Raw genomic sequence first — 25,561 nt, 5'->3', positions numbered from 1 at the left:
GCGAGTGGTTTTTAGCTCCCACGTCTCCCACGTTCGACCATGAGCGAGTCCGACCTCCGCGACGTCCTCGAGCACGTTGGGGAGGGATTCGACCTCGGCGAGTACGAGATCGCGGCCTACCTCGCCGTCCTCGAGCACGGCGAGATGACGGCGAGCGAGATAGCCGACGAGACGGACGTCCCACAGCCCCGCGTCTACGACACCGTGCGGAGCCTCTCCGACCGCGGGCTGGTCGAACTCCGCGAGTCCCGTCCGATGGTCGTCGTCGCCGTCGACCCCGACGAGGCGTTCTCCTCGCTCCGCTCCTCGCTCGTCGACCTCGTCGACGACCTCGAATCCCTCTACACCGCGCCGTCGCGCGAGACCGAAGCCGTCTCGCTCGTGAAGAGCCGCACCACCATCCTCCGCTACTTCCGCGAGACCATCGAAGCCGCCGAGTACGAACTCGCGCTCTCGCTCACGCCGTCGCTCGTCGGGCGCTTCGAGGAGGAACTCCGCGCGGCGCGCGAGCGCGACGTCGACATCGAACTCGTCGTCACGCCCGCCGCCGACGCCCCCGACCGGCGCACCTACGACTACGACAGGATCGCCACCGCCGCGCGCGCCCGACGCGGCATCACGACGCCGCTCCTCGCCGTCGCGGACGGCGACTACTCCGTCTACGCCACGCAGGACGCCATCACCTCCAATCCGGATCGCTACGCCGTCATCTTCAACCGCTCCGCGCTCGGATTTCTGGTCCTCGGCTTCTTCGGCACCGTCGTCTGGACGACCGCCGAGACCGAACTCCTCGAACACACGACCGAGATCGACCTCCCACGGCGCTACGCCTCCATCCGGCGCTGCGTGAAGGACCTCCGCGAACTCGAGGGCGACCTCTACGCGACCGTCGAGGGCCGCGACGTCGAGTCCGGCGACTCGCGCGTCGTCAGCGGGCGCGTCGTCCAGACCGAGTTCTCCGAGTCCGAGGAGGTGGCGACGCTCGTCCTCGAGACCGGCGAGGGCGACGACGTCGTCTCCATCGGCGGACGCGTCGCCGCCTACGAGGACGTGGAGGCCTACGAGATAACGGTCGCGCGCGGCGACGCCCCGCCGACGGCGGACTGAGACTCAGTACTCGCGGACGCCTTCGTCGGTGACGACCCGGTCGAGGAGACGGGTGGGCGTCGCGTCGTACGCCGGGTTACCGACGTCGAAGCCCTCCGGTGGTTCGAGGACGACCTCGCTCGGCGACCGGAAGTCGTTCTCGAAGCGAAAGCCCCCGCTATCGACGAGTTTCGCCGACGACCCGGTCGCGACCACGGGGACGCCCGCGTCGTTCGCGACGGTGGCGACCGGATAGGTGCCGACGCGGTTGTAGAGGTGCTCGTCGACGATGCAGTCCATCCCGACGAGCACTTCGTCCACCTCGCTCATGTAGTGGCCGGCCGCGCCGTCGACGATGAGCGTCGCGTTCACGCGGTCGATGCCGGCGAGCGTGCGCGCGGTCTTCCGCCCGAGATAGCGGGGGCGGGCCTCCGTGACGTAGACGTCGAGGTAGGCGCCGCGCTCGGCCGCGGACTCGATCGCCTCCAGCACCGTCGTCGAGTAGTCGTGCGTGAGGAGTGCCATCCCGTCCGCGAGGCGCTCGGCGACGCGCTCGGCGGCCTCGTGTTTCGCCGTCTCCACGCGCTCGACGACGTCCTCGATGGCGTCCGCCGTGACCGCCTTCGCCGCCTCCACGGTGTCGGGGTTCGCGTCCTCGACGGCGCTCACGATCTCGTGCTGCGTCGTCACGAGCGAGGCGTGCGAGGGGTTCGCGCGCCGGAGCGCCGAACTGTTGCGTTCGAGCGCCCGAACGTACTCCTCGACGGTCGGGAACGCCTCGTCGTCGAGGTCGGCGAGCGCGCGCGCGGCCTTCACGGCGACGGCCGAGGAGGAGTGGGTCTGCATCTCGGCGATCTCCTCGACGGTCTCGTCTATCATATCCGAGCAAGCGACCCGCGGTACCCTGAAGCTTGCGACGGCAGCCGAGGCGCGCCGTCCCACCGGGTACGGGGGCGGAAGTAGAGCTATCCGTCCGCGGGCCCTCGCCACGCCCATGGTCGCCGTTCGCTACTACTGCCCGCGCTGCGGGACGCTCGCCGTCCTCGAACGCGACGCCTACCTCAGTGACAAGTCCGTCACACCCTACCCCCTCGAGGGCTGGACGTACGCCGCGCCCGCCGACGACTACGAGGGCGACGCGTTCGACGGCGTCCGTTTCGTCTGCGGCGAGAGCGACTGCGAGTGGGAACCGCCCGTCGAGGGCGAGAACGAGGGCGACGCCACAGGCTGTGGCGAGCCCTTCTACCTCAACTTCGTGCGCTACGAGGACGGGACGGAGGTCGCCGCCGAGGGCGAGCGCGAGAGCGAGTACGTCGAACTCGCGGAGGGCCGCGTGCCGCGCGGACCGTCCGGTCCGAGCGGTCCGGGCGGGCCGACGAACCGCTGACGGCGAGCGCGTGCCCCCTCAGCCCTTGATGTTCACGACGGGGTAGGTGCGCGCGACCTTGTCGCCGATGCCGAGTTCGTCGCTCACGCGCACGACCTCGTCGACGTCCTTGTAGACGCCGGGGGCTTCCTCCGCGACCGTCGCGCCCGACTCGGCCTTCACGTAGACGTGCTCGTGCTCCTGCAGGTCGGACTGGACGTCCTCGCCGCGGTACTCGCGCTTCGCCTGCGTCCGACTCATCAGGCGGCCCGCGCCGTGCGCCGTCGAGCCGAACGTTCGGGCCATCGACTCCTCGCCGCCCCGGAGGACGTAGCTCCCCGCGCCCATGCTCCCGGGGATGATGACGGGCTGCCCGACGTCGCGGTACGCGCTCGGCACCTCGGGGTGGCCGGCGGGGAACGCCCGCGTCGCGCCCTTCCGGTGGACGTAGAGCTCCTTCTGTTCGCCGTCCACCTCGTGGACCTCCTTCTTCGCGATGTTGTGCGCGACGTCGTAGAGCAGCTCCATCCCCAGCTCCTCCCACGGCGTCTCGAAGACGTCCGCGAACGTCTCGCGCACCTGGTGGGTGATGAGCTGGCGGTTCACCCACGCGAAGTTGATCGCCGCGCACATCGCGCCGTAGTAGTCCTCGGCGAGGTCGCTCCCGGCGGGCGCGGCCGCGAGGTTGTCGTCCGGCAGGTCGGCCAAGAACTCCTCGTACTCCTCCTCGATGCGCCGGAGGTAATCCGAGCAGACCTGGTGGCCGAGCCCGCGAGAGCCACAGTGGATGAGCACGACGAGCTGGTCGGCCTCGAGGCCGAACGAGTCGGCGACGTCCGTCCGGTAGACGTCGGTGACGCGCTGGACTTCGAGGAAGTGGTTGCCCGACCCGAGGCTCCCGAGCTGGTTGCGCCCCCTGTCCTTGGCCTTCTGCGAGACCTTCGCAGGCTCGGCGTCCGGGCGCATCCCCTCGTCCTCGCAGTGCTTCAGGTCGTCGCGCGTCGCGTAGCCCGCTTCGTGCGCCCAGTCGAGGCCGCGCGAGAGCGCGCCCGACATCGTCTCCGCGTCGCCGTTCACGACGCCGCCGCCGCCGAGGCCCGTGGGAACGGCGTCGAAGAGCGCGTCCACGAGTTCCTCCTCGCGGCCGCGCACGTCGTCGTACGTCAGGTTCGTTTTCACCATTCGCACGCCGCAATTGATGTCGAACCCGACGCCGCCGGGACTGATGCAGCCGTCCTCGGCGTCGATGGCGGCGACGCCGCCGACGGGGAAGCCGTAGCCCTGGTGGCCGTCGGGCATGCAGAGGGCGTGTCGCTGCACGCCGGGGAGGTGCGTGACGTTCCGAATCTGCCGGAGCGTGTCGTCGTCGGCGATTTCCTCCAAGAGGGCTTCGCTCGCGAGGACGCGCGCCGGCGTGTTCATGCCGTCCTCGCGGGCGATCTCCCAGACGTGCTCCTCGACTTCCTCGAGGGTGACGTCGTCGGCGTCGAACGTGGTCATACCCCTCTCTGTGACTGCCGGAGTCGTAAAAGGACCGTTCGCGTCCGCTCAGACGTCGAAGACGACGTACACCTCCCACCCGCCGTCGCGCTCCTCGATCCGCATCTCCGAGAACGTCACCGCCTTCAGGTCGCGCGCCGCGACCTCGATCAGGGGGACGCCGGCCGCCGACGCGTCGAGCACCCACGGCTCGTTCCCGTGCCCGCCGTCGTCGCCGCCGTACGCCACCGTCGCCTCGTTCGCCACGGGGAGGACGCCCCGGACGTCGCGCTCGTAGATGAGCGCGTCGAGGTAGTCGAAGAGGAGGCGCTTCTTCGTGGAGGCGCGCACCTCGACGGTGAAGCGCTCGGCGTCCGTCTCCGGGACGTCGTCGCACATCGCGGCCGCCATCCCGTCCGCGACCGCTGCGAAGACGTCGCCGAGCGTCGCACCGTGCGCCTCGACGGCCACGTCCGCCGTGTGCTCGCGCAGCTCGAACGACCGACTCATCGCTCCTCGCCCTCGCGCTCGCTCTCGCTCGGGAAGTTCTCCGCGACGTTCACGCCGCCGAGCTGTTCGAGCTGCTCGCGGGAGAGGCCCGCCGCCTCCTCGGAGTCAGCGACCGCGACACCGGTCGTGATGACGGTGCGCATCCCCTCCTCGACGGTCATGTCCACGTCCATGATGCGGCTCTCCGGGACGTGCGCGAGAAAGCCGCCCATCACGGGGTTTGGCGCGAGCGGCAGGAAGAGCGTCCGCAGGCCCTCCTCGCCCGCGGCGTCCCGTATCGCCTCCGGCGTCCGGACGGTCTCGAAGCCGAGCGTGTACGCGCCGTCGTGCGGGTACTCGACGAGGACGACCTTCCGGAAGTTCTCCGCGTCCGACTCCAACATCACGTCGCTCATCTGCCGGAAGCTCGTGTAGACGGAGCCCACACCGGGGATGCGCTCGATGAGGAGGTCGAAATACTCGAGGGCGCGCTCGCCCGAGCTGAACGTCGCCATGAAGCCGACGGCGAGCGTCACCGTGACGAGGAGTATCGCGGCGGTGGCCTCGACGATGATGAAGCGGCTCTGCGCCGCGACGTCGAGCTGCTGGAGGGCGCGCGCCAGCGGATCGAGGATGTCGGTGAAGATACCGAACGCCGTGCTGAGAACGTAGAGCGTGATGAGAAGGGGGACCATCACGGCGATACCGGTCAGGAACGCCTCCCTGATCCGTGCGACGACCGACTCGCCCGCGGCCTGCATCCGCTTGCGGCCCGCGCGGGACCCGTCCATGGACATTGCGTACGACTCCGCGAGCGGCGACCGAAAGGGTTGTGGCATCACGCCGGGAGTGACGGTGGAACTATATTCCGTGACGGGCTACGGGGTCACAGTGAGCGTCACGGTCGAGAAACGGGTGGTTCCACGGGGTAGCGACGACCTCCTCGAGCAGGCGTGGGACCTCAAGGAGCGCATCCGCGCCGAGCACGGCCTGCTCCGCCAGCGTCACGGCTTCTTCGCGAACGCCTACCGGCGCGCAACCGTCTACGCCTACGTCACCCCCGACGACGACCTCGTCGGCTTCGCCGCCGCCCGCCACGACGGCTACATCCTCTTCCTCGCCGTCGACCCCGCGTATCAGGGCGAGGGGTTCGGCGAGCGCCTCGTCGCCGCCGTCGCCGAGGACGCCGACTCCGTCTCCTGTCACGCCCGCGTCTCCAACGCGAACGCCCTCGACTTCTACCGGCATCTCGGCTTCGAGATCGTCCGCGAGATCGAGAACTACTACGAGGACGGCGAGACCGCCTACTACCTCCGGATCGGCGAGCGCGAAGGCATCCGCGAGAAGCTCTCCGAGTACCTCCGTCGCTGACGGCGAGACCGACACGTCTTTTTCCGCTACGCGTCCTACGCTTCGAGAGCTATGGAGGAGCGAACGCGAGCGTACCTGCGCGGGCGGTTCCGCGACCACTACCGCCGCGCCGACGTCGCGCTCCCGCCCGACGCGGACGCGCGCGAGTGGGGTTACATCCCGTGGACGGACGGCCCGGACGAGACGATGGTCCGCCACCGCGACCTCCTCGACCTCGGGAACGTCGAGGATTTCCTCCGGCGCAAGCGCCCGCGTCACGTCTACTTCTCCGCCGGCCACTACGAGACGCCGGGCGCCTCGACGATGGCGGAGAAGGACTGGCTCGGCTCCGACCTCGTCTTCGACATCGACGCCGACCACTTACCGACTGTTACGCTCGGCGAGGACACGTACGCGGAGATGCTCGCGAAGAGCAAGGACGCGCTCGTGAAGCTCCTCGACTTCCTCGAACGCGACTTCGGCTTTGAGGACCTTACGGTCGTCTTCTCCGGCGGGCGCGGCTACCACGTCCACGTTCGGGACGAGTCCGTCTTCCCGCTGGAGCGCGACCACCGCCGCGAAATCGTCGACTACGTTCGCGGGAACGGCATCGAGTTCGAGGAGCTCATCACGGAGGAGGCGGTCGGCGGCCTCGGCCTCCAGAACCCGACGACGCGGCGCACGCTCCCGACCGAGGGCGGGTGGGGCCGCCGCGTCGTCGAGCACGTCGACGCGTTCGTCGACGACCTGCTCGCGATGGACGAGGAGGACGCCATCCTCCACCTCCGGACGTTCGACGGCGTCGGCGAGGGCCGCGCGGAGAGCGTCCTGAACGTCGTGCAGAACAACACGGAGGCGGTGCGCTCGGGGAACGTCGACGTCCACCCGGCGTTCCTCACGGTCGCGCGCCAGCTCGTCGCGGAGGCCGTTGACGCCGAGGAGGCGCCCATCGACGAGCCGGTGACGACGGACACCCACCGCCTCATCCGTCTCCCCGGGTCGCTGCACGGCGGGAGCGGCCTCGAAGTCGTCCCCATCGAGCGCGACGACCTCGCGGCCTTCGACCCGCTCGACGACGCGGTGCCCGAGACGTTCGTCGGCCACGACATCCGCGTCGACGTCGAGCGCGAGTACGAACTCGGGTTCCGCGGCGAAACGATTACGGTCACGCCGGGCGAGCAGACACTACCGGAGTACGCGGGCGTCTTCCTGATGGCTCGCGGCTGGGCGGAGAAGGCGACGGAATGAGTACCCGATGAACATCGAAGAACTCCGCGCGGCACAGACGCGCGAACGGACGTCGGACGGACTGCAGGACCTCCGGGACTCCTTCTACCAGGAGGTCGCGGACTACATCGGCGAGTTGCGCGAGCGGCGTCGGCAGGCCGCCGAGGCCGCCGACGACCCGTTCGGCGACGACGAGGTCCAGTCGCTCACGGACGAGATCGAGACCGCAGAGCAGGTCGCCGAAGCCATCTACGAGCGCCGCATGGGCAAGATCGTCAAGCAGGCGAGTCTCGCGGCCGCCGGCATGGGGTCGGACGCCGAGGGGCTCACCGAGGAGGAGCGCGCCCTCTACACCGACCTCGTCGAGCGGATCGAGGAGAACAAATCGCACGTCCTCGACGTGCTCGCGGGCGACGCGGACGCCGCGACGTCGTCCGGCCCGGACGCGCACGCGCCACCCGAGGGCGACGCCTCGCCGGACCCCGCGGACGTCGTGAACGACCGCGCGTCGGGCATGGACGCGCCCTCACCGCCGCCCGAGGAACCCACCACCGGCTCCGAGGACGCGGGCGACGTCGACGCGACCGAGAGCGACCCGTCGACGGCGGCCGCGGCGATGGGTGGCGGCGAGGAGTTCGCGGACGCAGACCCGGAGGCCGATGCTGGCGCCGGTCCCCCTCCGGACGCGAGTGGTGACGCCGGCGACGAGGCGGCCGGCGACGCGGACGACGACACCGAGGCGCCGCGAATCGAGCGCGCGACCGTCCGGATCACGCGCGACATCGGCGAGATATACGGCGTCGACGACCGCACGTACACGCTCGAAGCCGACGACGTCGTCACCCTCCCCGAGGAGAACGTCGACCCGCTCGTCGAGCGTGACGCCGCCGAGCGCCTCGACTAGTCGTCCAGCGGCTTCTTCATGTTCTGCCGTTCGACGCGGTAGCCGACGTCCTCGTAGAGCGCGCGCGCCGCCTCGTTCTGGACGTCGACGTTCAGGTCGAGGCGCTCGCAGTCCATCGCGCGCCCCCACTGCTCTGCGGCGTCGAGGAGCGCCCGCGCGGCGCCACGTCGCCGGATCGAGCCGTCGACGTAGAGCTCGCCGACGTGGCACTCGTGGATCTGCTCGTAGACCGGTGACGGCGTCTGCACGGCCGCGCTCACGTGCGCGACGAGGTCGTCACCGAGCGAGCCGACGTACGTGATGGCGTCGTCGCTGTCGAGTCGCTTGCGGTGGTACGAGACGCCGCCCGCGCGGATGTCGTCCGCGAGCGTGTACGACGTCATCGCCGCGAGCTCGCGCTGGGCGGGCAGCCACAGCTCGTCGACGAAGGCGTCGAGGTCGACGTCGCGCAGCGGCGTGATCTCCATGCGCTCGCTACGGGCGGCGCGGAAAAACGGCTTGCGGAACCCGAGCGCTAGTAGTGGCGCTCTTTGGGCTCGTACGTCTGGTTCTCGCCCTCGAGGAGGACGGGGCGGTACCAGAGGTCGGGCGTCCCGTTGCTCCACGAGATGCAGGTGTGCTTGAGCCACTCGTCGTCCTTGCGCTCCTGGTGCTCCTTGCGCCAGTGCGCGCCACGGAACTCCTCGCGTGCGAGCGCGCCCATCGCGATGGTCTCCGCGACGTCGATGACGTTCCGGGTCTCGATGGTGTGCTGGAGGTCGGTGTTGAAGGTGCGGGACTTGTCGGCGACGTAGACGTCGTCGTACTCCTCGCGGGCCTCCCGGATGACTTCGAGGGCCTCCTCGATGCCCTCCTCGGTGCGGAAGACGTTGACGTTGTCCGTCATCGTCCGCTGGATCTTCGAGCGGACCTCGGCGTGGTTGACGCCCTCCTCCTTCTCGAGGAGGCCGTCGATGCGCTCGGTCTCCGCTTCGACGGCGTTGGCGATGACGTCGTCGGCGCCCTCGCCGGAGACGACGGCGGAGGACGCGCTGAGCGCGCCGGGTTCGACCGGGAAGTCGACGTCGCTCTCCTCGATGCCCTCACCGCGCTTCCCGACGGGAATCTCGGGTTCGCCGACGTCCTCGCCGGCGGCGTGCTGTCCCGCGCGTGCGCCGAAGACGATGAGTTCGGGGAGGGCGTTCCCGCCGAGACGGTTCGAACCGTGGACGGAGACGCAGGCGGCCTCGCCGACCGCGTAGAGGCCGTCGACGACGGTCTCGCCGTTCTCGTTCGTCTCGATGCCGCCCATCTCGTAGTGATGGCCGGGCTTGACCGGCATCGGCTTCTCGAGGCCGTCGACGCCCTCGAAGTCCTCGGCGAGGTGGAGGATGTTCTCGAGGCGGTCCATGATGCGCTCCTCGCCGAGGTGGCGCATGTCGAGGTGGACGTACTCGTCCTCGACGCCGCGCCCGGCGTTGATCTCGGTGAGCTCGGCGCGCGAGACGACGTCCCGACTGGCGAGTTCGCCGTCGTTCGTCGCGTAGCCGTACTCGAACATGAGGCGCTCGCCCTCGTCGTTGTAGAGGATGCCGCCCTCGCCGCGCGTCCCCTCGGAGATGAGCACCCCCGTGGAGGGGAGCGTCGTCGGGTGGAACTGGACGAACTCCATGTCCTCGATGGGGACGCCGACGCGATACGCCATCGCGACGCCGTCGGCGGTGTTCGCGACGGCGTTCGTCGTGTGGTCGAAGACCTGCCCGTCGCCGCCGGTCGCGAGGATGACGCCGTCGCGCCCGCGGAAGCCCGCGATTTCGCCGGTCTGGATGTCCCACGCGACGCAGCCGTAACACTCGCGGTCGGCGGGGTCGTCCTCGTCCGTCACCGCGAGGCGGGTGACGTACCACTCGTCGTAGACCGTGATGCCGCGCTTGACGACCTGCTCGTAGAGCGTGTGGAGGAGGTGGTGACCGGTCTCGGCGCCCGCGTACGTCGTGCGGGGGAAGGAGAGCCCACCGAAGGGGCGCTGGCTCATCCGGCCGTCCTCCTCGCGACTGAAGGGCATCCCCCAGTTCTCGAGCTGGACGACGTTGTCGGGGGCGTCCTGCGCGAGCGTTTCGGCGGCGGGCGCGTCCGTGAGGTAGTCGCCGCCCTTGACGGTGTCGTAGGCGTGCAGCTCCCAGTCGTCGCCCTCGCGGAGCGCCGCGTTGATGCCGCCCTCGGCGGCGCCCGTGTGCGAGCGCACCGGGTGGAGTTTCGTGACGATTGCCACGTCCGCGCCGGCCTCGTGTGCGCCGATGGCCGCGCGGAGTCCCGCGCCGCCGCCACCGACGACGATGACGTCGTGTTCGTGCATTAGTATATCACCAGAATTTGAGATTTTGCTTGACGGCTTCGCGCTTCAGTTCCTGAATGTGCTCCGTGAGCGGGATGTCCTTCGGGCAGACGGTCGTGCAGGAGAACTGGGTCTGACAGCGCCAGACGCCGTGCTCCTGCTCGATGATCTTCAGGCGCTCCTCCTGGCGCTCGTCGTCCTCGCGCTCGTCGAAGTAGAAGCGATACGCCTTGTTGATGGCCGCCGGGCCGAGATACTCGTTGTCACCGGCGGCGATGTTGCACGAGGACATGCAGGCGCCACACCAGATGCAGCGCGTGCTCATCTTGATCTTCTCGCGGTTCTCGCGCGACTGCAGCTGCTCGCCCTCGGGCTCCTCGGTGGGGCTGAAGTAGGGCTCGACGGCGTGCATCTGGTCGTAGAAGTGGTCCATGTCCACGACGAGGTCCTTGACGACGTCGCGGTGCGGGAGCGGCTCGACGCGCACCGTCTCGGAGTCATCGAGGTCGGCGACCTGCGTCTGACAGCCGAGGCGCTGCGTGCCGTTGATGAACAGCGCGTCGCTCCCGCAGACCGCCTGCCGGCAGGAGTGCCGGAAGGTCAGACTGGAGTCGTACGTGTCGCGGGCGTAGATGAGCGCGTCGAGGACGGTGATGCCGGGTTCGCGGGGGACGTGGAACGTGTCGAAACGGGGTTCCTGCTTCTCCGCGACCTCCGGGTCGTAGCGGAAGACCTTCAGCGTGATCGCGTCCTCGCCCACGTCGGGCGCGGAGGACGCGTCATCGCGCTCCTCGGCGCGGGCTTCCTTGCGAGCCATCCGTTCGGCCTGCGGGTCCGTGTCGTCGGTGTCGGTGTCTGGTGTCTGTGTGCTCATTGTTAGGCTCCCATGAGGACGAGTGCGACGCGCACGCCCTGCACGAAGAGGAGGACGCCCGCGATACCCAGTACCCACTTCGCGGCGCGCTTCGGCGTGCCGGTGACGCCCTGATTCACGAGGGCGTTGTAGATGCCGTTCACGCCGTGGAACGTCGCGGCGGCGAGGAACAGCACCATCGTGACGAAGTAGATGGGGACGCTGTAGCGCCCGGCGCTGCCCGCGAAGGTGATCTCCGGCGCGTGGTTGACGAAGTGGAGGAGGTAGAAGTGGAAGGCGAGCGTGACGACGAGGAACACCGCCGTGACGCGCTGGAGGAACCAGCGGGTGCCGCCGCGGTTGAACGAGGAGTAGCGTTCCGCCATGTCAGAACGCCCCCTCGATGAAGACCGGCACGCTCGCGACGACGATGATCCCGGTGAGGATCAGCGACGCGTAGAAGCTCTTCTCCTGCGTTTCGAGATCGAGACCGACTCCGAGGTCGACGAAGAGGAGTCTGATCCCGTTGAGGATGTGGAAGACGGCGACGGCGAGGAGGCCGATCTCCAACACCCGGACGATCGCGATCGCTTCGAGGCCCTGAAGCGTGTTCGTGTAGGCTGCCTGCCCGCTCAGCGCGGAGCTGAGCACGGCGATGTGGGTGAACAGGTACCCGATGAGTACCCATCCCGTGAATTTGTGGAACACCCAGGCCCACATGCCGGCGGAGAACTCCCGCCACCGGCCGAAGTCCTCGACGAGGCCCCGGTCGTACGACTGACTCATACCGTTCGCACCTCCTTACCGGGCGCACATAGAAGTTTCTAAGCGAGCACGATGGGACGGTATCACGAACGCCGTCGAAACGGCCGCCCTCGGGGTCTATTGCGCCTCGTCTCCGCCGTCGTCGCCCCGTGCGCGTTCGTACGCGCGGATCGACGCGTCGTCGAGCTCGACGAGGTGGCAGAGCGGATTGCCCGGGTAGACGACGGGGTTCTCGAGGACGCCGACGAGCACGCCGTCGAACGGCGCGGTGATGCGCACCGTGTCGGTCTTGAACGGGTTGGTGATGGTGGCGACGACGTCGCCCTCCCGGACGAGGTCCCCGCGGTCGTGGAGGAGCTCGACGATGCCGCCGGCGTCCGCGCGGAGCCACGTCTTCTCGTCGCGGTCGACGACCGTCCGCCAGCCCGGCCAGCGCACGAGGTCCGTGGGGTGGGCGCCGTACTCGGCGAGGACGGACGCGACGCCGTCGAGCGCGCGGTCGATGAAGCCGCGCTCGAAGCGGTGGGCTTGCCCCATCTCGACGGTGATGGTCGGCGTTCCCGCCTCGCAGGCGGCGCCGCGGAGCGACCCGGACGGGCCGGCGCTGTCGATGATGACGTTCGAGCCGAACGCGCGCGCGAGTCGGCCGGCGGCGTCGTCGTCCATGTCCGCGCGGACGTGGAGCATGTTCGTCCGGCCGCGCGTCGACGTGTGGAAGTCGAGGCCGTAGTCGCAGGGCTCGATGAAGTTCGAGAATATCTGGGCGGCCATCCGACTCGCGCTCGTGCCCTCCGCGCTCCCGGGGAACGAACGGTTCAGGTCCCGGTCGTAGACGGGGAGGTAGCGCTGCTGGGCGATGAACCCGGGGACGTTGATAACGGGGAGGCAGACGAGGGTGCCCCGGAGGTCCGCGTGCGACCAGTCCTGTGCGACCGTCCGCACGACCTCGATGCCGTTCAGTTCGTCGCCGTGGATGGCCGCCGAGAGGAAGACGGTCGGCCCGGGTTCCGCCCCGTTCAGGATCGAGACGGGTATCCGGATCGGGTCGCCGAGATAGGTCTCGCTGATGGAGTACCGGAGGTTCTGTGCCTCCCCCGGATCGACCCGGCCGCCCTGATAGGTGAACGCGCCGTCTGCCATACGCGCCTTCGGGCCGGCGTGCGTATAAATGGGGCGGGGAAACCGCCGGAGGCGACGACCGGCGGCGCGGGCGTTCGGCCGTCGCTCGCGCGGCGACGAATCCCGGCACCGTTTTGCCGCGGCGTCCCCGACTGCGACTAATGACTGACGAGCCCGTGAGCGTCGGGGTGCTCAGCCTCCACACGAGCAAGGAGTCGAAAGCCATCCTGAACGCCGTCGAGGACCTCGGCCATCGCGGCGTCTGGCTCCGCGAGGAGAACCTCAGCGTCTCCATCGAGGACGGCGAGGCCGTCCTCGACCCCGACGTCGACATCGTCGCGAACCGGATGTTGCTCTCGAACACCGAACAGCCCTGCGAACTCCTCGGCATCGTGAACACGCTCTCGCAGCTTCGCCCGACGCTGAACGAGCCACAGCACGTGCTGACGGCGTTCCACAAGTTCTCGACGGCGGCGGCGCTCGCCGAGGCCGGCGTCCCGGTGCCGGACGCCCTGCTCGCGCTCGACGCGGACAACCTCAACGGGGGGCGCGAGCGCTTCGGCGAGGAGGCCGTCTACAAGACGGCCATCGGGACGCACGGCGGCGGGACGTGGAAGGTGGGCCGCGACGAGGACGTCAACCCGGTCGTCGGGGAGCGCTATGCCTTCCTCCAGTCGCTCATCGAGCGCGACGGCGAGAAGCACGCTGACCTCCGCATCTACGTCGTGAACGGCGAGGTCGTCGGCGCGATGCGGCGCTACGCGCCCGAGAACGACTGGCGGACGAACGTCGCGCTCGGCGGGAGCGTCGAGGGCGTCCCGGACCTCCCGGAGGAGGTCGAGGAGATGGCGGCCGAGGCCGCCGAAGTCGTCGGCCTCGACTACGCCGGCGTCGACATCGTCGAGGGCGAGGACGGCTGGTTCGTCCTCGAAGTGAACCCGACCGCGGGCTTCAAGGGCCTCTATCAGGCGACCAACATCAGCCCCGCGCCCCACATCGCGAAGCTCGCGATCGAGACCGCCGGCGGCGAGGTGGACGACGCCCGCGTCGAGGAACTCGCGGGCCGTCTCGACACGTCGACGCCGCGCGGGATGCCGCGAAAGGCCACGGAGTCCGTCGAGCCGAATCAGGTCGTCGGCTACACGGAGGAGGTGCTGGTCTCGGGGACGAGCGGCACCGAGCGCATCGTCGCGAAGTCCGACACCGGTGCCTCCCGCACGTCGATCGACACGAAGTTCGCCGCGAAGATCGGCGCCGGCCCGATCAAGTCGATGACGAAGGTGAAGTCGGGGAGCGTGAAATCCGGGAAGTCCCGGCCCGTCGTCGACATCGTCGTCGCCGTCGGCGGCGACCGCCACACCGTCGCCGCGAGCCTCGAGGACCGCTCGCACATGGACTACCCGCTCCTCCTCGGGCGCGACATCCTCAAGCACTACCAGGTGGACGTCACGCGGCGCTTCGAGGAGGCGGAGACGCTCGACGCCGATGAGGAAGAGGAGGAACCGCTGGAGTAAACGCGGCAACCGAGCGCTAGCGAGGGCGCCGCGAAAAGGCGAGCGCTGAACGGAGTGAGGCGCGAGTAACCGTGGTTCCGCAGGAACCACGAAGAAGCGAGCGGCGATAGCCGCGAGTAACGCGATTCCTGTGGAATCGCGGAACGGCGAGCGGGAGCGAACGAACGTGAGCGACCCGCGAGTAACGTGGTGCCGCCCTACTGCGCCTTCCAGACGTAGCGGGTCGCGTAGCTCCGGTAGGGCGTCCAGTTCGCGGCGTGCTCGCGCATCTCCGCGCGCGACTCGTGGCCGTAGAGGGTCTGCATGCCCTTCCGAACGCCCAGATCGCCGACGGGGAAGACGTCCTCGCGCCCGAGCGCGAAGAGGAGGAACATGTCCGCCGTCCAGTCGCCGACGCCGTAGACGTCGCCGAGTTCGGCGCGCACTTCGTCGTTCGAGTGGTCGGCGAAGTCACCGTGGTCGATTCCCTCCGGATAGCGTTCGGCGAGACCGTTCAGCGCGCGGACCTTCGTGTCGCTGAGGCCGGCGTCCCGAAGCGCGGCGTCGTCGGCGGCGCGGATGCTGGCGGGGTCGAAGTCGACGACGTCGCGGAGGCGCTCGCGGACGGCGGCCGCGGAGTCCATGGAGACGGACTGGTTGGTGACGGCGACGACGAGCCGCTCGAAGGGGTCGTCGGCGCGCTCGGGTCCGAGCTCGCCGTGCGTCTCGTAGAGCGGGCGGAGCGCGTCGTCGTCGCGGACGACCGCGTAGGGGTCCGTGGTGTCCGAGTCGGCCATACGGGGCGCAGGCGTCCCAGCGCCCTACGTCTGTCGGACGCCGGAGGAGGCACAACGTTCAGGGTGTCGGGTGGTGAGTGTCCGGCATGGACGCCGAGGACATCGAGCACGTCGCGGTTCTGGGTGCCGGGACGATGGGGCACGGCATCGCCGAGGTCGCCGCACTCGCGGGGTTCGACGTCGCCCTCCGCGACATCAAGGAGGAGTTCGTGCAGGCGGGCTACGAGGAGGCGCGCTGGAGCCTCGAGAAACTCGTCGAGAAGGAGGAGCTGACGACGGACGAGGCGGACGCCGCGCTCGAACGCATCGACCCCGTGGTGGACTTGGAAGCGGCGGTGAGCGACGCGGACGTCGTCGTGGAGTCGGTGCCGGAGAAGATGGACGTGAAGAAGAACGTCTACCGGGAGATGAGTCAGCACGTCCCCGAGGACGCGATCGTCGCGACGAACACGTCCGCGCTCTCGGTGACGGAGCTCTCGGAGGCTCTCGAGCGCCCCGAGCGCTTCTGCGGGATGCACTTCTTCAACCCACCTATCCGGATGCAGCTCGTCGAGATCGTGCCGGGCGCGTCGACGCACGACGGGACGGTGGCGGCGGCGACGGGGCTCGCGCGAGCGATGGGGAAGACCCCCCTCGAGGTCGGCCACGACACGCCGGGGTTCGTCGTGAACCGCGTCCTCGTCCCGCTGTTGAACGAGGCGGCGTGGCTGGTCCACGACGGCGTCGCGACGGTCGCGGAGGTGGATTCGACGGCGCGCTACGGAATCGGCCTGCCGAACGGGGCGTTCCGGCTCGCGGACCGGATCGGCCTCGACGTCGCGACGGACGTCCTCGACTACCTGCACGAGGAACTCGGCGCGGCCTACGAGCCGTGTCCGTCCTTCCACGAGCGCGTGCAGGCGGGCGACCTCGGTCGGAAGACTGGGGCGGGCTTCTACGACTACGGCGCGGAGTCCGGCTCGGACATCCCGACCGACGCGGTGCGCGAGGACGTCGAGCGCCGCTTGCTCGCGGTGATGGCGAACGAGACGGCGAAGCTCGTCGGCGAGGGCGTCGCGACCCCCGAGGAGGTCGACGAGGCGCTGACGCTCGGCGCGGGCTTCCCCGAGGGCCCGGCGAAGCTCGCGGACCGCGCGGGGCTCGTCGACCTCTACGAGGCGCTCGCGGAGCTACAGGGGGAGACGGGCGCGCCCCGCTACGCGCCCGCCGAGGAACTCGTTCGGCGGGCGGGCGGGGGCGAGAACTTCCACCACGAGGTCTCGGAGATCGAGGCGGAGACGGCGTTCAACGACATCGGTCTCGAGATACGGGACCGGGTCGGGCACGTGACGCTGGAGCGCGAGCACCGGATGAACACGATCACGGCCGAGCTCCTCGACGAGCTCGAGGAGGCGATGGACGCGCTCGCGGACGACCCGGAGGTGCGCGCGCTCCTCGTGACGGGCGCGGGCGAGGCGTTCAGCGCGGGCGCGGACGTCCAGCGGATCGCGGGGAGCGCGGACGCCATCGAGGCGGTGGAGCTCGCGCGAGCCGGCCAGCGCGCGTTCGCGCGCTTCGAGGAGTGCGACGTGCCGGTCGTCGCCGGGATCGGGGGCCACTGTCTCGGCGGCGGCATGGAGCTCGCGGCGTGCGCGGACCTCCGGGTGGGGAGCCACGACGCGGAGTTCGGGATGACTCAGCACGAGATCGGCCTCCTGCCCGGGTGGGGCGGCACGCAGCGCCTCCCCGAAATCGTCGGGGAGGGGCGCGCGACGGAACTGATCCTCACCACCGAGCGCTACTCGCCGGAGGAGATGGCGGAGTACGGCTTCCTGAACGAGGTCGTGGAGGCCGACCGCCTCGAGGAGCGGGCGTTCGAGCTCGCGCGCGACCTCGCGGCAGGCCCGCCGGTCGCCCAGCGCTACACGAAGCGCGCGATTCGCGCGGGCCGCGAGAGCCGCGACGCCGGCCTCGAGGTGGAGGCGCAGGCGTTCGGTCAACTGCTGAACACGGAGGACCTCATGGAGGGCATCACGGCGTTCATGGGCGAGCGCGACCCGGAGTTCGAGGGGAACTAACGCTCAGTCGGCGGTCACGGCGTCCTCGGGCGCGGCGACGGCCGCCCGCAGGGTGTCGCCGCGAGCGAGCAGGCCGAGAACCGCGAGGGCGACGGCGCCCGCGCCGAGGAAGAACGGCGTCTCGGCGCCGTAGGTGCTCCCGAGGTAGCCGGAGACGACGGGCGCGAACGCCGCGCCGAACCACCGGAGGGAGTTGTAGGAGGCCGAGGAGACCGAGCGCGAGTACGGGGAGACGTCGATCGCGAGCGTCGTCAGCACGGCGTTCGCGATTCCGCAGAGGAGCCCGGAAGCCACGACGAGGGCGAGCCGGCCTCGCGGGCCGACGACCCCCATCGCGGCGAGGACGAGCACGAAGCCGGCGAGCGTCGCGCCGATAGCGGTGACGGCGCCGTAGCGGGAGACGAGGCGGTGGGAGACGCCGATAGAGCCGACGGCGAGGAGCGCGCCCCAGCCGAAGAAGGTGAGGCCGAGGCCGACGGCTGAGAGGCCGCTGAGCGTCAGCGGCGTGTACGCGAGCACGACGAAGAAGCCGAACGTGTAGAGGAGGCCGACGGTGGCGTTCCCGACGACGGCCCGGTCGCGAAGCGCTCCGAGGACGTCCGCGACGGACTGGTCGCGCTCCTCGCCCTCGGGGGAGTCGACGGCGAAGTAGGTGATGCAGAGGCCGACGGCGGCCATCGTCGCCGCCGCGTAGAAGGGGTAGCGCCAGGAGAGCGACCCGAGGAACCCCCCGAGGAGCGGGCCCGACGCGATGCCGAGGCCGAGCGCGCCCTCGAAGAGCGTGATGGCGGAGCCGGTGTCGCCCCGGGAGAGGCCGACGACGATGGCGAGCGCGGTCGTCGTGAAGAGGGCGTTCCCGAGCCCCCAACCGCCGCGCAGGAGGGCGAGTACCTCGATGTTCGGCGCGAACCCGCAGAGGCCCGCGAAGACGGCGACGAACGCGACGCCGAGCGCCATCGTCCGCTTGTCGCCGATGCGCGTCGCCACCGCACCGGAGGCGAGCATCGCGAGCGACATCACGAGGATGTAGCTGGTGAAGAGCAACTCGACCATGGTGTGCGTCGCGCCCATCGACTCGGCGATGGTCGGGAGGACGGGATCGACCACCCCGATGCCGAGGAACACGACGTACGTCGCGAACGCCGCGGCGAGCACGCCGGGGCGGAACCGTCTGAGAGAGGGGAGAATCGTCATCTATCGGACGGTCCCGCGTGTCGAGTATAGGCCACCCGGAATCGGACGGCCTCGCCCGTTTGACCCACGATAGCGCGGTCCGTGACGCGCGGTGTCGCGGGCGAGAGCGACGTGCCGGACGCGCACACGCCCGAGATGTGGCTCCGTCAGCGCCGCACGCCACAGCCGACGAGACCGACAGCGAGGTCGGCCGCGCCGGGGAGACCCTGTGAACGGCCGACAGGGGGCGGGTCGGTTCGACGGGTTTATCATTTCCCCGGCGGAACAATGCAATGAGCTCGGTTGGTGTAGTCCGGCCAATCATGTTGGCCTTTCGTGGAACTTCAGCCGGCCTGAAACGAACTGGCTGGGTTTCGAAGACAGCCGACGACCAGGGTTCAAATCCCTGACCGAGCATCCATTTCCTCACAGCACTACCGGAGAGCGACGGCGTCGCGACCGTGACCGACAGGGATTAGCGACGGCGTCGTCCATTCACCCGTATGTCGCTGGAGGAGTTGCCCGAGGGGTGGGTGGTGTGGAACGACGACGGGGGTCGCGTCGTCCTCGTCTTCCGGCCGGACGTCTTCGAGGGCGCGACGTACGACGCGGCGCGCCTCCCGACGCTCTACGTCTCGACGCGCTCGCCGGAGGTGCCGATGCGTCGTGGGGACGAGTCTTCGGATGCGTGGCACGTCGCGTGCACGCTCGAACCGGAGGTCCGCGTTCGTGCGTTGGAGTCGACCCACGAGCTGCGCGCGGACGCGGTGGACGCGGCGGTGGCGGCGGCGCGGCGGTTCTCGCGGGGTGACGTCGACTTCGAGGGCGTGTACGCGGCGAATCCCCCGGAGGCGTACCTCCGTCGCCTCGCGGAGTTGACGGGGTGACTGCGCGCGGGGGCGCGACCGGGCGAGCGGTTCCTTCAGGTGACGGGACGCTTAACCCTGCGGAGGCCGAAACCGAGGTATGATCACCCTCCTCGGGACGGCGCTCGCAGAGGCGGGCACCGAGTTCGTCTATCGCGGCGAGTCGGACGCCTGCGCGGGCTGTCCGTACCGGAAGCAGTGCCTGACGCTCTCCGAGGGCGTCCGCTACGAGGTGACGGACGTTCGCGACGGCGGGCAGACGCTCGACTGCGCGGTCCACGAGGGCGGCGTGCGCGCCGTCGAGGTCGAGCCGGCGTCGATCACGGCGCAAGTGCGCTCGAAGGGCGCGTACGCGGGGAGCAAGGGGAAGCTCGCGGGGCCGTGCCCGCACGTCGACTGCCCCGGCCACGAGTACTGCGTGCCGAAGGGCGCGAGCCAGGACGCGGAGTACCAGATTCAGGAGATTCGCGGCGACCCGCCGCAGGACTACTGCGCGCTCGACCGGGAGTTGCGGCTCGTCGAGTTCGCGCCCTCCGAGGGCGACTGACCGATGTTCGGCGCGGGCTCGCCCCGATAGCCGAACTGGTCCTCGTAGCCGTACGGCGAGAAGAGCACCGGCCAGAAGTCCTCCTCGGCGACGAGCACCTCGCCGTCGGCGGCGGCGTACGGCTCGCCCTCCTCCACTTCGGTGAAGTTCTCCGCGAACACCTCGTACTCGTCGGCCTCGGGCTTCGGAATCGGGTCGCCCATCGCGAACGTCGGGAGCTCGCGCGAGACCGTATCGCCGGGGAGCACACCCGCCGCCGTGAGGAACTCGCGGGCGAGCGTGTAGGCGTTCTCGGTGGCGGTCTCCGTCCCCTGGAGGCCCGCCTCCACTTCGACGATGTCGGCATTCGCGGCGAAGAGTCGGCCCTCGCCGAAGTCCGTGGTGTCGACGAGCGCCGCGACCGAGAGCTGTGGGACGTAGCGCTGGACGTGCGCTTCGCGGCCGTCCGAGACCGCGAACGGGTCCGCGTGGCTCTGCGTCGAGTGAATGGAGAGCGCCGTCGTCCCCTCGACTGCCTCGGCGAGCGCCTCGGCGACGCGCCGCTCGTGGGCGTCGGCGGGGGTGTCCTCGCCGAACGCCCGATTCAGGTCGGCGTCGACGTACCGGACGCCCCGGTCGAGCGCGAGTTCGTTCGCGACGACGAGTTTCACCGGTCGCTCGACGTCCGGGTCGTCCGCTTCGAGGCGCTCGATCGCGCGCGCGCTGCACGGCTCGTCACCGTGGACGCCGCCCACGACCGAAATCTCGGGCGTACCGTCGCCCAACTGGACTACGCGCATTCGCCACCGGCTAGGCGGCGCACGCTCAAGTCGGCTTCGGCGGGCGCCGGCGCCGGCGGTGGGGTTAGGTGGGTGCGCCGACAACGCGAACGCGTGAGCGAGCACACCCGCGACGACGCCGTCGCCCCGCCGACGAGCGGGTCGCCGACCGGCTGGCGTCGCGAGCGCGCCGCGTCGAACGGGTGGGCGCACGGCACGCTCCGGCGCGCCGTCGTCCACGGCGTCCGCCTCCACAACGCCCGCGAGTATCACGCCGCCCACGACTGCTTCGAAGCCGAGTGGTACAACTACGGGAGCGGCACCACCGAGAGCGCGTTCTGTCACGGGATGGTGCAGGTCGCCGCCGGCGTCTACAAACGCGTCGACTTCGCGGACGACGCGGGACTGCGCTCGCTCTTCGACACCGCGCGCCAGTACCTCGCGGGCATCCCCGCCGACTACTACGGCGTCGACATCGCGGACGTTCGGGCGACCCTCGAGGCCGCCCTCGACGACCCCGGCGTCGTCGACGACTGGCGCATCACGCTCGACGGCGCGCGCCCCGACGCCCGCGAGCGCGACTACGCGTACGCCGAGCGCGTGGCGTGAGTCACGCCCCGTCCACCGCCGCCTCGACGACCTCGATCTCCGCCTCGGTGAGGTCGTAGAGGTCGTAGACGATCTCGTCGATGAGCCGGTCGGTCTTCTCGATCTTCGCGTCGAGTTCGTCCGCGCGCTCCTTCGTCTCGACGTAGCGCCGGAGGTCGTCGGCGACGTCGTCGGGATCCGGGAGCGTGATCGCCTTCAAGCGGTCCACGAGCGAGTTCGTCTTCGTCGCGTTCTCGCGGAAGCCCGCGAACCCGCCCGCCTCCGCAACCGCGACCGGAACGAACGCCTCGACGAGGGTCGCCTCCTCGGCCGTGAGGTCCGCGAGCGCGAACGCCTCCACGTACTCCGTTTCGGTGTATCCCCACTGGTCCGTCTCGAAGTCGCCCTCCTCTTCGGGCTTGTAGCGCGCCGTCGCCTCGACGGTGACGCGCGCGCCGTCGCGCTCGGTGCGGACGTCCCCCACGCGCAGTTTCTCGTACTCCTCCGTGGTGGCGTCGAGGACGGTCGAACTCGTGGGCTGGAAGAGGCCGACGTCCGGGAGATTCGGGCCTTCGGTGTAGTTGCCGAGGTAGTCGCGGAGGGAGAGATTGAGGGAATGGCGAGATGAACTCATATCCACCATTACACTGGTGATGTGCTCTAAGAAGGGTGCAAGGTTTGAGGAGCTTTCCCGGACTTCTAGGCCTTCCTCAACGGTCCGGTGATACACCTGTTCCGGGGGTAAGCCACTATCTAGTGATTCGCGATAGGAAATTAGTATTTTCTCTTCTACAGAGCCCCCAGATGCAATCATCTTGATTGGTAATTCGTCAAGTTCGCTGACGCGAATCTCTGGAAAAGTTTCCTCGTCTCTATTGAATCGCTTTTTGAAGTAATAGGCCGTAAGCCGACTTCTGAGGAGGGCTGCAACGACCGCATTATTCACTTCTGAAGATGTCGGTTTGACTGTGTGCAGTAGTTGGTCGGCGACTATTGTCTCCGATACCGGACTCAGGATTAGCCGTGAGCCGACGATACGGCGTACAAGAATTCTCTCGTCCTGAAATAGCTCCAGACTACGTGGCTCGGCTAGATGGGGCCCGTACTTCAGCCAACGATCACCAGCATCTACGTGCCATGAGTTCACGTCTCGTCCTCGAACATATGGGTAGTAGTCCTCATCTTCTTCTTTCTCCGACCGAAAGACGTCATTCTCGGCTTCTTCCCCGGTCTGTGGTGGGTCCCCCTTTCCTTTTTGATAGACCTTTACCCCGAATCTACTGACGCAGTGAGCGCTGACTGAGCTGCTATTGCTGTCAATTTTATCTAACAGCTCAAAGTCATTCGCCCGCGTTGAGAGGCTGAACACAGTACCATCGAAAAGCTCCCACGCCGCTGTCGTGGACCACTCCCGCGAAGCATCTGTCGGGGATTGGAATATATCAATCGGAAATTCTCCTGGCTCGGGGGATTTCTTCCGCTCCGCGATAAACACAATTGGAAGGACTGTCGCGTCTGGGAAGACGTTGACCGCCCGAAAGTCCCCGATGCTACGAACCTCTGTCTCGTCCAGCAGCCACTCCCGAAGGACCTCATAGTGACTGTTGTTAAGCCAAGTATTCGGCGTGATGAATCCGAACCGACCGCTGACCTTGACGATCTCGACACCGAGCTGCATGAAGAGAGCATAGAGATCATATTGATCCGACATACAGCTGTATTTCTGTTTAAATAAGGGTCTAGCCTTTCGGAGGTCGTCACTCCATTCTCTCCCCGCGAGATATGGCGGGTTCCCGATCACGGCGTCGAATCCGCTATCCTCCAGTCGCTCGCCGTCGTCGCCGTAGAACGCGACGGGGTACTCGAGTTCCCAGTGGAAGAACCCCTCTTCGGCGGCCATCGCCTGCGCGCTCTCGAACCAGTCCTGGTCCTCGATGTCGGCCCACGAGTCGTTTCGTAAGGCTTCGGCCATGCGTTCCTCGGCGTTGTCGGGGACGTCGAGGCCGAACTCGGAGGCGGTGTGGACGTTCGCCATCGCCAGCAAGTGCTGGTAGAGGTCGTCTTCCCGGACCTCCTCGTAGACCTCCTCCATCTCCTTGATGTCGTCGAGGGTCTCGTTGTCGATGCTGAGGAGGTCGGTGAAGCGCTCCATGACGTGCTCGAGGGCCTGCTGGCGCGTGTGGTCGAAGGACTGCTGGAGGGTGAGCTGGCCGTCGCCGGCCGTCGCGTCCTCGCCCTGGTCGAGAACGTCCTCGATGTCGCTCCCGACGAGGGAGTTCCCGGCCTTGAGGTGGTGGTCGAGGAACGCGAGCGGTTGCTCGGCGGCGAGCGTGCGCAGCCAGAGCGAGACTTTCGCGAGTTCGACGGCGAGCGGGTTCACGTCGACGCCGTAGATGCAGCGCTGGGCGACCTTCCGGCGCGCCCAGTTGATGTCGTGGTCCTCGTCGATGGTTTCGACGCCCTGCTGGGCGGCCTGCTTCTCCTGGGCGTCGATGATCTCGCGCGCGAGGTAGTCGACGGCGCTCGTGAGGAAGTGCCCGGACCCCATCGCGGGGTCGAGGACGGTGAGGTCGAAGACGCGCTCGGCGAACTCCGCCGCGAACCCGCGGTCGCCGCGCGCGCTCCGGCCCGCGAGGTCCTCCCGGATGTCCTCGACGAGCGGGCCGAGTGTCTCCTCGACGATGTACTCGACGACGTACTCGGGCGTGTAGTACGACCCCGTCGCCTTGCGCTCGCCGCTGTCCGTCGTCAGGTAGACGTCGCCCACCTCGACCGCGACGTCGTCGCCCTCGTCGGCCGGGGCGTACTCGCCGTCGTCGAGTGAGAGGTCCTCGTCCGCGACGTTGAGTTCGTACTCCAGCAGGCCCTCGTAGACGGAGCCGAGGTGCCGGACGCCGAGCGAGGAGTAGTCGACGAACGTCTTCGTTCCCGCCTCGTCCTCGCTCCGCGCGAGCAGGTCGATGACGCGCGCGAGGTAGGCGTCGCCGACCCTGTGGGACGCGAGAAAGACGGCTTCGCGACTCCCGTCCGCGTCCGGGTTCGTCCGGAAGAGCCCACCGTTGTACGCGGGGACGTGGAGGTCGTCCTCGGGGATGCCGCGCGACTCGCTCCCCTGGTCGATGAGTTCGAAGAGGTCCTCGAGACGCGACCAGAGGTCGTCCTGCCATGCCCGATAGCTCGGGTCCGTTCGGTCGAGTTCCGTCGCGACCTCCTCCTTGAGCGTGTTTAGGCTGTATGATTCTTCGTAGATCTCGTTGCTCGTGTCGAGGAGGTCGCGTCCCTCGCTCTCCGCGTAGAGCACGAAGATGAGTCGGTAGAGGTAGATGAGCGAAGAGTCGTGTATCCGCTCGAGGTCGCCCCGGTCGAGATCGTTCTCGGGATACTGGAGGAAGCCCTCGGCGAGGACCTTGATCGCCTCGTAGATGTTGTCTTGGAGGTCCTCACCCAACGCTTGGGCGAAGACGTTCGACTGGTCGTAGACGTCGTCGAGGAAGGAATCCCCGCTCGCGTCCGGGAGGAACGCCTCGTGGCGGAAAAAGAGGTAGAAGTACTTGAACGCCTCCAGGTCGCCGCTTTCGAGGACGGTCGGGAGGTCGATCTCGTAGTAGGAGTCGAGACGGTGACTCGTCGGTGCGTAGTAGAGGCGCCACTTCTTCCCGTTCGTCAGGACAGCCCAGCGAGCAGGCGTCTCCTGGAGGTAGACGTGGATCTGGTAGGAGGGATTCTCGAAGTCGCGCTCGTGCTCGCCGCTCCCGCGCGTGTCGAGCGCACGACCCCAGCGTTTGGCGTCCGCGACGGCGACGGCGTTCTCGTAGAAGTCACCGCCCTCCTCGCGCCGGTCGAAGGCATCGCGGGCGGCTTGATCGGTCTCGAAGAAGCCGTAGTCGGGCCGGCGTTGCGTCCGACTCGTGCTCTCTTCGACTTCGAAAGGGATACCGAGCGCCTCGAACATCGGGCGGATGAACGCCCGCTCGAGTTGCGATTCGTTACGCTTTGGCGCCGTCTCCTTTTCGCGCTCCCAGAGGTCTCGGATTTCGGCGCGCGCTGCCTCGAGTTCGGCGTCGCTCACCGCCTCCCAGGCCTCCGTCTCCGGCAGGTGCTCTTCGAGGTAGTGATTCGAGAACAGGTCGCGGTTCGTGCGGTAAGTGAGTGCGGTCTGCATGAGTGTCTCCAAGTGGTCGACGAGTGCCGCCGCCGACGAGAGCGGCGCAGGTGACACGCTGACGCCGGCACGCGCCATTGCCGACCGCGAGTCCGCGTCCCGTGAACACCCGCGCTCGTCGCCCGATATCCGGTCTATCTCACTACTGTCAGTCGAGCGGTAAAGCCT

The 25,561-nt window shown here is 68.6% G+C and carries 24 protein-coding genes and 1 tRNA gene; 11 read left to right on the top strand and 14 right to left on the bottom strand.

The features are described 5' to 3' along the window. Window positions 1-39 precede the first annotated feature (39 nt). On the top strand, window positions 40-1,107 hold the full coding sequence (trmB, locus tag IEY12_RS02625) for an HTH-type sugar sensing transcriptional regulator TrmB (RefSeq protein WP_188878310.1): 1,068 nt from the start codon (window positions 40-42) through the stop codon (window positions 1,105-1,107). 3 nt (window positions 1,108-1,110) lie between these two features. Here trmB and IEY12_RS02620 read toward each other — a convergent pair whose 3' ends face one another. Then, on the bottom strand, window positions 1,111-1,965 hold the full coding sequence (locus IEY12_RS02620; RefSeq protein WP_188878304.1) for an eIF2B alpha/beta/delta subunit family protein: 855 nt from the start codon (window positions 1,963-1,965) through the stop codon (window positions 1,111-1,113). A 115-nt stretch (window positions 1,966-2,080) separates the two neighbouring features. Between IEY12_RS02620 and IEY12_RS02615 the strand changes: the two genes are divergently transcribed. Then, a complete protein-coding gene (locus tag IEY12_RS02615) occupies window positions 2,081-2,473 on the top strand; it encodes a DUF7969 family protein (RefSeq protein WP_188878300.1) in 393 nt (130 codons plus the stop codon). A gap of 18 nt (window positions 2,474-2,491) precedes the next feature. On the opposite strand, the gene IEY12_RS02610 is transcribed toward IEY12_RS02615, so the two are convergent. Genes IEY12_RS02610 through IEY12_RS02600 form a run of 3 tightly spaced genes read right to left on the bottom strand, consistent with a single transcriptional unit; the run spans window position 2,492 to window position 5,217 of the window. Next, window positions 2,492-3,952 (bottom strand): RtcB family protein, encoded by a 1,461-nt coding sequence (locus IEY12_RS02610; protein ID WP_188878296.1) that lies wholly within the window; start codon window positions 3,950-3,952, stop codon window positions 2,492-2,494. A 48-nt stretch (window positions 3,953-4,000) separates the two neighbouring features. Continuing rightward, window positions 4,001-4,441 (bottom strand): archease, encoded by a 441-nt coding sequence (locus IEY12_RS02605; protein ID WP_188878292.1) that lies wholly within the window; start codon window positions 4,439-4,441, stop codon window positions 4,001-4,003. Then, window positions 4,438-5,217, bottom strand: a complete 780-nt coding sequence (locus tag IEY12_RS02600) for a DUF502 domain-containing protein (RefSeq protein WP_229870853.1) — start codon at window positions 5,215-5,217, stop codon at window positions 4,438-4,440. Before IEY12_RS02600 ends, IEY12_RS02605 begins: the two co-directional genes overlap by 4 nt. A 94-nt stretch (window positions 5,218-5,311) precedes the next feature. Here IEY12_RS02600 and IEY12_RS02595 point away from each other — a divergent pair, with 94 nt between their 5' ends. The 3 genes from IEY12_RS02595 to IEY12_RS02585 are packed head-to-tail and all read left to right on the top strand — an operon-like array spanning window position 5,312 to window position 7,901. Next, window positions 5,312-5,791, top strand: coding sequence for a GNAT family N-acetyltransferase (locus tag IEY12_RS02595; protein ID WP_188878284.1), 480 nt, complete (start codon window positions 5,312-5,314; stop codon window positions 5,789-5,791). Window positions 5,792-5,842: 51 nt separating this feature from the next. Next, window positions 5,843-7,018: a DNA primase small subunit PriS gene (priS, locus tag IEY12_RS02590; RefSeq protein ID WP_188878282.1), complete on the top strand. Its 1,176-nt coding sequence runs from the start codon at window positions 5,843-5,845 to the stop codon at window positions 7,016-7,018. A 7-nt stretch (window positions 7,019-7,025) separates the two neighbouring features. After that, window positions 7,026-7,901, top strand: a complete 876-nt coding sequence (locus tag IEY12_RS02585; RefSeq protein WP_188878276.1) for a hypothetical protein — start codon at window positions 7,026-7,028, stop codon at window positions 7,899-7,901. Here IEY12_RS02585 and IEY12_RS02580 read toward each other — a convergent pair. From IEY12_RS02580 to IEY12_RS02555, 6 genes are all read right to left on the bottom strand, one after another. Then, window positions 7,898-8,368 carry a GNAT family N-acetyltransferase gene (locus IEY12_RS02580; protein ID WP_188878268.1) on the bottom strand — a complete coding sequence of 157 codons (471 nt, stop codon included), beginning with the start codon at window positions 8,366-8,368 and terminating at the stop codon, window positions 7,898-7,900. The genes IEY12_RS02585 and IEY12_RS02580 overlap by 4 nt on opposite strands. Before the next feature lie 47 nt (window positions 8,369-8,415). Next, entirely contained in the window at window positions 8,416-10,236 is a 1,821-nt protein-coding gene (locus IEY12_RS02575; protein ID WP_188878251.1) for an FAD-binding protein, read from the bottom strand. Window positions 10,237-10,243: 7 nt separating this feature from the next. Then, a complete protein-coding gene (locus tag IEY12_RS02570; RefSeq protein ID WP_188878245.1) occupies window positions 10,244-11,089 on the bottom strand; it encodes a succinate dehydrogenase/fumarate reductase iron-sulfur subunit in 846 nt (281 codons plus the stop codon). 2 nt (window positions 11,090-11,091) lie between these two features. Beyond that, window positions 11,092-11,454: a succinate dehydrogenase hydrophobic membrane anchor subunit gene (locus IEY12_RS02565; protein WP_188878243.1), complete on the bottom strand. Its 363-nt coding sequence runs from the start codon at window positions 11,452-11,454 to the stop codon at window positions 11,092-11,094. Between the two features lies 1 nt (window position 11,455). Next, the gene (gene sdhC / locus IEY12_RS02560; protein WP_123075830.1) at window positions 11,456-11,854 is read right to left on the bottom strand and encodes a succinate dehydrogenase, cytochrome b556 subunit; all 399 of its coding nucleotides are present in this window, start codon (window positions 11,852-11,854) and stop codon (window positions 11,456-11,458) included. 96 nt (window positions 11,855-11,950) lie between these two features. Beyond that, the gene (locus tag IEY12_RS02555; protein WP_188878241.1) at window positions 11,951-12,973 is read right to left on the bottom strand and encodes a succinylglutamate desuccinylase/aspartoacylase family protein; all 1,023 of its coding nucleotides are present in this window, start codon (window positions 12,971-12,973) and stop codon (window positions 11,951-11,953) included. A gap of 140 nt (window positions 12,974-13,113) precedes the next feature. Between IEY12_RS02555 and IEY12_RS02550 the strand changes: the two genes are divergently transcribed. Beyond that, window positions 13,114-14,466, top strand: coding sequence for a RimK family alpha-L-glutamate ligase (locus tag IEY12_RS02550; protein ID WP_188878239.1), 1,353 nt, complete (start codon window positions 13,114-13,116; stop codon window positions 14,464-14,466). Between the two features lie 197 nt (window positions 14,467-14,663). Here the strand turns inward: IEY12_RS02550 and IEY12_RS02545 are convergent, their stop codons facing one another. Beyond that, window positions 14,664-15,242, bottom strand: coding sequence for a DNA-3-methyladenine glycosylase family protein (locus tag IEY12_RS02545; protein WP_188878234.1), 579 nt, complete (start codon window positions 15,240-15,242; stop codon window positions 14,664-14,666). An 86-nt stretch (window positions 15,243-15,328) separates the two neighbouring features. Here IEY12_RS02545 and IEY12_RS02540 point away from each other — a divergent pair, with 86 nt between their 5' ends. After that, on the top strand, window positions 15,329-17,299 hold the full coding sequence (locus tag IEY12_RS02540) for a 3-hydroxyacyl-CoA dehydrogenase/enoyl-CoA hydratase family protein (RefSeq protein ID WP_188878230.1): 1,971 nt from the start codon (window positions 15,329-15,331) through the stop codon (window positions 17,297-17,299). 3 nt (window positions 17,300-17,302) lie between these two features. Here IEY12_RS02540 and IEY12_RS02535 read toward each other — a convergent pair whose 3' ends face one another. Next, a complete protein-coding gene (locus IEY12_RS02535) occupies window positions 17,303-18,493 on the bottom strand; it encodes an MFS transporter (protein WP_188878225.1) in 1,191 nt (396 codons plus the stop codon). Window positions 18,494-18,769: 276 nt separating this feature from the next. Between IEY12_RS02535 and IEY12_RS02530 the strand changes: the two genes are divergently transcribed. The 3 genes from IEY12_RS02530 to IEY12_RS02520 all read left to right on the top strand — a co-directional run bounded on the left by IEY12_RS02530 (window position 18,770) and on the right by IEY12_RS02520 (window position 19,885). Further along, window positions 18,770-18,889: transfer RNA gene (locus IEY12_RS02530), tRNA-Glu, on the top strand. An 86-nt stretch (window positions 18,890-18,975) separates the two neighbouring features. Next, entirely contained in the window at window positions 18,976-19,359 is a 384-nt protein-coding gene (locus IEY12_RS02525; RefSeq protein ID WP_188878224.1) for a DUF5820 family protein, read from the top strand. 79 nt (window positions 19,360-19,438) lie between these two features. Next, window positions 19,439-19,885 (top strand): UPF0179 family protein, encoded by a 447-nt coding sequence (locus IEY12_RS02520; RefSeq protein ID WP_123075844.1) that lies wholly within the window; start codon window positions 19,439-19,441, stop codon window positions 19,883-19,885. On the opposite strand, the gene IEY12_RS02515 is transcribed toward IEY12_RS02520, so the two are convergent. Continuing rightward, a complete protein-coding gene (locus tag IEY12_RS02515; RefSeq protein WP_188878219.1) occupies window positions 19,825-20,664 on the bottom strand; it encodes a M14 family metallopeptidase in 840 nt (279 codons plus the stop codon). The two genes, IEY12_RS02520 and IEY12_RS02515, sit on opposite strands and share 61 nt — an antisense overlap. 93 nt (window positions 20,665-20,757) lie before the next feature. Here IEY12_RS02515 and IEY12_RS02510 point away from each other — a divergent pair, with 93 nt between their 5' ends. Next, window positions 20,758-21,252, top strand: a complete 495-nt coding sequence (locus IEY12_RS02510; RefSeq protein ID WP_188878218.1) for a DUF309 domain-containing protein — start codon at window positions 20,758-20,760, stop codon at window positions 21,250-21,252. A gap of 1 nt (window position 21,253) precedes the next feature. Here the strand turns inward: IEY12_RS02510 and IEY12_RS02505 are convergent, their stop codons facing one another. Next, entirely contained in the window at window positions 21,254-25,393 is a 4,140-nt protein-coding gene (locus tag IEY12_RS02505) for an Eco57I restriction-modification methylase domain-containing protein (protein WP_188880334.1), read from the bottom strand. Window positions 25,394-25,561 lie beyond the last annotated feature (168 nt).

The organism is Halarchaeum grantii (genome assembly GCF_014647455.2).
Taxonomy (GTDB): domain Archaea; phylum Halobacteriota; class Halobacteria; order Halobacteriales; family Halobacteriaceae; genus Halarchaeum; species Halarchaeum grantii.
This window is presented reverse-complemented; position numbering and strand designations above follow the sequence as displayed.

What these genes read in the sequence shown, in the direction of transcription:
- trmB (WP_188878310.1), top strand. Translation starts at nt 40, where the DNA reads ATGAGCGAGTCCGACCTCCGCGACGTCCTCGAGCACGTTGGGGAGGGA.
- IEY12_RS02620 (WP_188878304.1), bottom strand. Translation starts at nt 1,965, where the DNA reads ATGATAGACGAGACCGTCGAGGAGATCGCCGAGATGCAGACCCACTCC.
- IEY12_RS02615 (WP_188878300.1), top strand. Translation starts at nt 2,081, where the DNA reads ATGGTCGCCGTTCGCTACTACTGCCCGCGCTGCGGGACGCTCGCCGTC.
- IEY12_RS02610 (WP_188878296.1), bottom strand. Translation starts at nt 3,952, where the DNA reads ATGACCACGTTCGACGCCGACGACGTCACCCTCGAGGAAGTCGAGGAG.
- IEY12_RS02605 (WP_188878292.1), bottom strand. Translation starts at nt 4,441, where the DNA reads ATGAGTCGGTCGTTCGAGCTGCGCGAGCACACGGCGGACGTGGCCGTC.
- IEY12_RS02600 (WP_229870853.1), bottom strand. Translation starts at nt 5,217, where the DNA reads ATGTCCATGGACGGGTCCCGCGCGGGCCGCAAGCGGATGCAGGCCGCG.
- priS (WP_188878282.1), top strand. Translation starts at nt 5,843, where the DNA reads ATGGAGGAGCGAACGCGAGCGTACCTGCGCGGGCGGTTCCGCGACCAC.
- IEY12_RS02585 (WP_188878276.1), top strand. Translation starts at nt 7,026, where the DNA reads ATGAACATCGAAGAACTCCGCGCGGCACAGACGCGCGAACGGACGTCG.
- IEY12_RS02580 (WP_188878268.1), bottom strand. Translation starts at nt 8,368, where the DNA reads ATGGAGATCACGCCGCTGCGCGACGTCGACCTCGACGCCTTCGTCGAC.
- IEY12_RS02575 (WP_188878251.1), bottom strand. Translation starts at nt 10,236, where the DNA reads ATGCACGAACACGACGTCATCGTCGTCGGTGGCGGCGGCGCGGGACTC.
- IEY12_RS02570 (WP_188878245.1), bottom strand. Translation starts at nt 11,089, where the DNA reads ATGAGCACACAGACACCAGACACCGACACCGACGACACGGACCCGCAG.
- IEY12_RS02565 (WP_188878243.1), bottom strand. Translation starts at nt 11,454, where the DNA reads ATGGCGGAACGCTACTCCTCGTTCAACCGCGGCGGCACCCGCTGGTTC.
- sdhC (WP_123075830.1), bottom strand. Translation starts at nt 11,854, where the DNA reads ATGAGTCAGTCGTACGACCGGGGCCTCGTCGAGGACTTCGGCCGGTGG.
- IEY12_RS02555 (WP_188878241.1), bottom strand. Translation starts at nt 12,973, where the DNA reads ATGGCAGACGGCGCGTTCACCTATCAGGGCGGCCGGGTCGATCCGGGG.
- IEY12_RS02550 (WP_188878239.1), top strand. Translation starts at nt 13,114, where the DNA reads ATGACTGACGAGCCCGTGAGCGTCGGGGTGCTCAGCCTCCACACGAGC.
- IEY12_RS02545 (WP_188878234.1), bottom strand. Translation starts at nt 15,242, where the DNA reads ATGGCCGACTCGGACACCACGGACCCCTACGCGGTCGTCCGCGACGAC.
- IEY12_RS02540 (WP_188878230.1), top strand. Translation starts at nt 15,329, where the DNA reads ATGGACGCCGAGGACATCGAGCACGTCGCGGTTCTGGGTGCCGGGACG.
- IEY12_RS02535 (WP_188878225.1), bottom strand. Translation starts at nt 18,493, where the DNA reads ATGACGATTCTCCCCTCTCTCAGACGGTTCCGCCCCGGCGTGCTCGCC.
- IEY12_RS02525 (WP_188878224.1), top strand. Translation starts at nt 18,976, where the DNA reads ATGTCGCTGGAGGAGTTGCCCGAGGGGTGGGTGGTGTGGAACGACGAC.
- IEY12_RS02520 (WP_123075844.1), top strand. Translation starts at nt 19,439, where the DNA reads ATGATCACCCTCCTCGGGACGGCGCTCGCAGAGGCGGGCACCGAGTTC.
- IEY12_RS02515 (WP_188878219.1), bottom strand. Translation starts at nt 20,664, where the DNA reads ATGCGCGTAGTCCAGTTGGGCGACGGTACGCCCGAGATTTCGGTCGTG.
- IEY12_RS02505 (WP_188880334.1), bottom strand. Translation starts at nt 25,393, where the DNA reads ATGCAGACCGCACTCACTTACCGCACGAACCGCGACCTGTTCTCGAAT.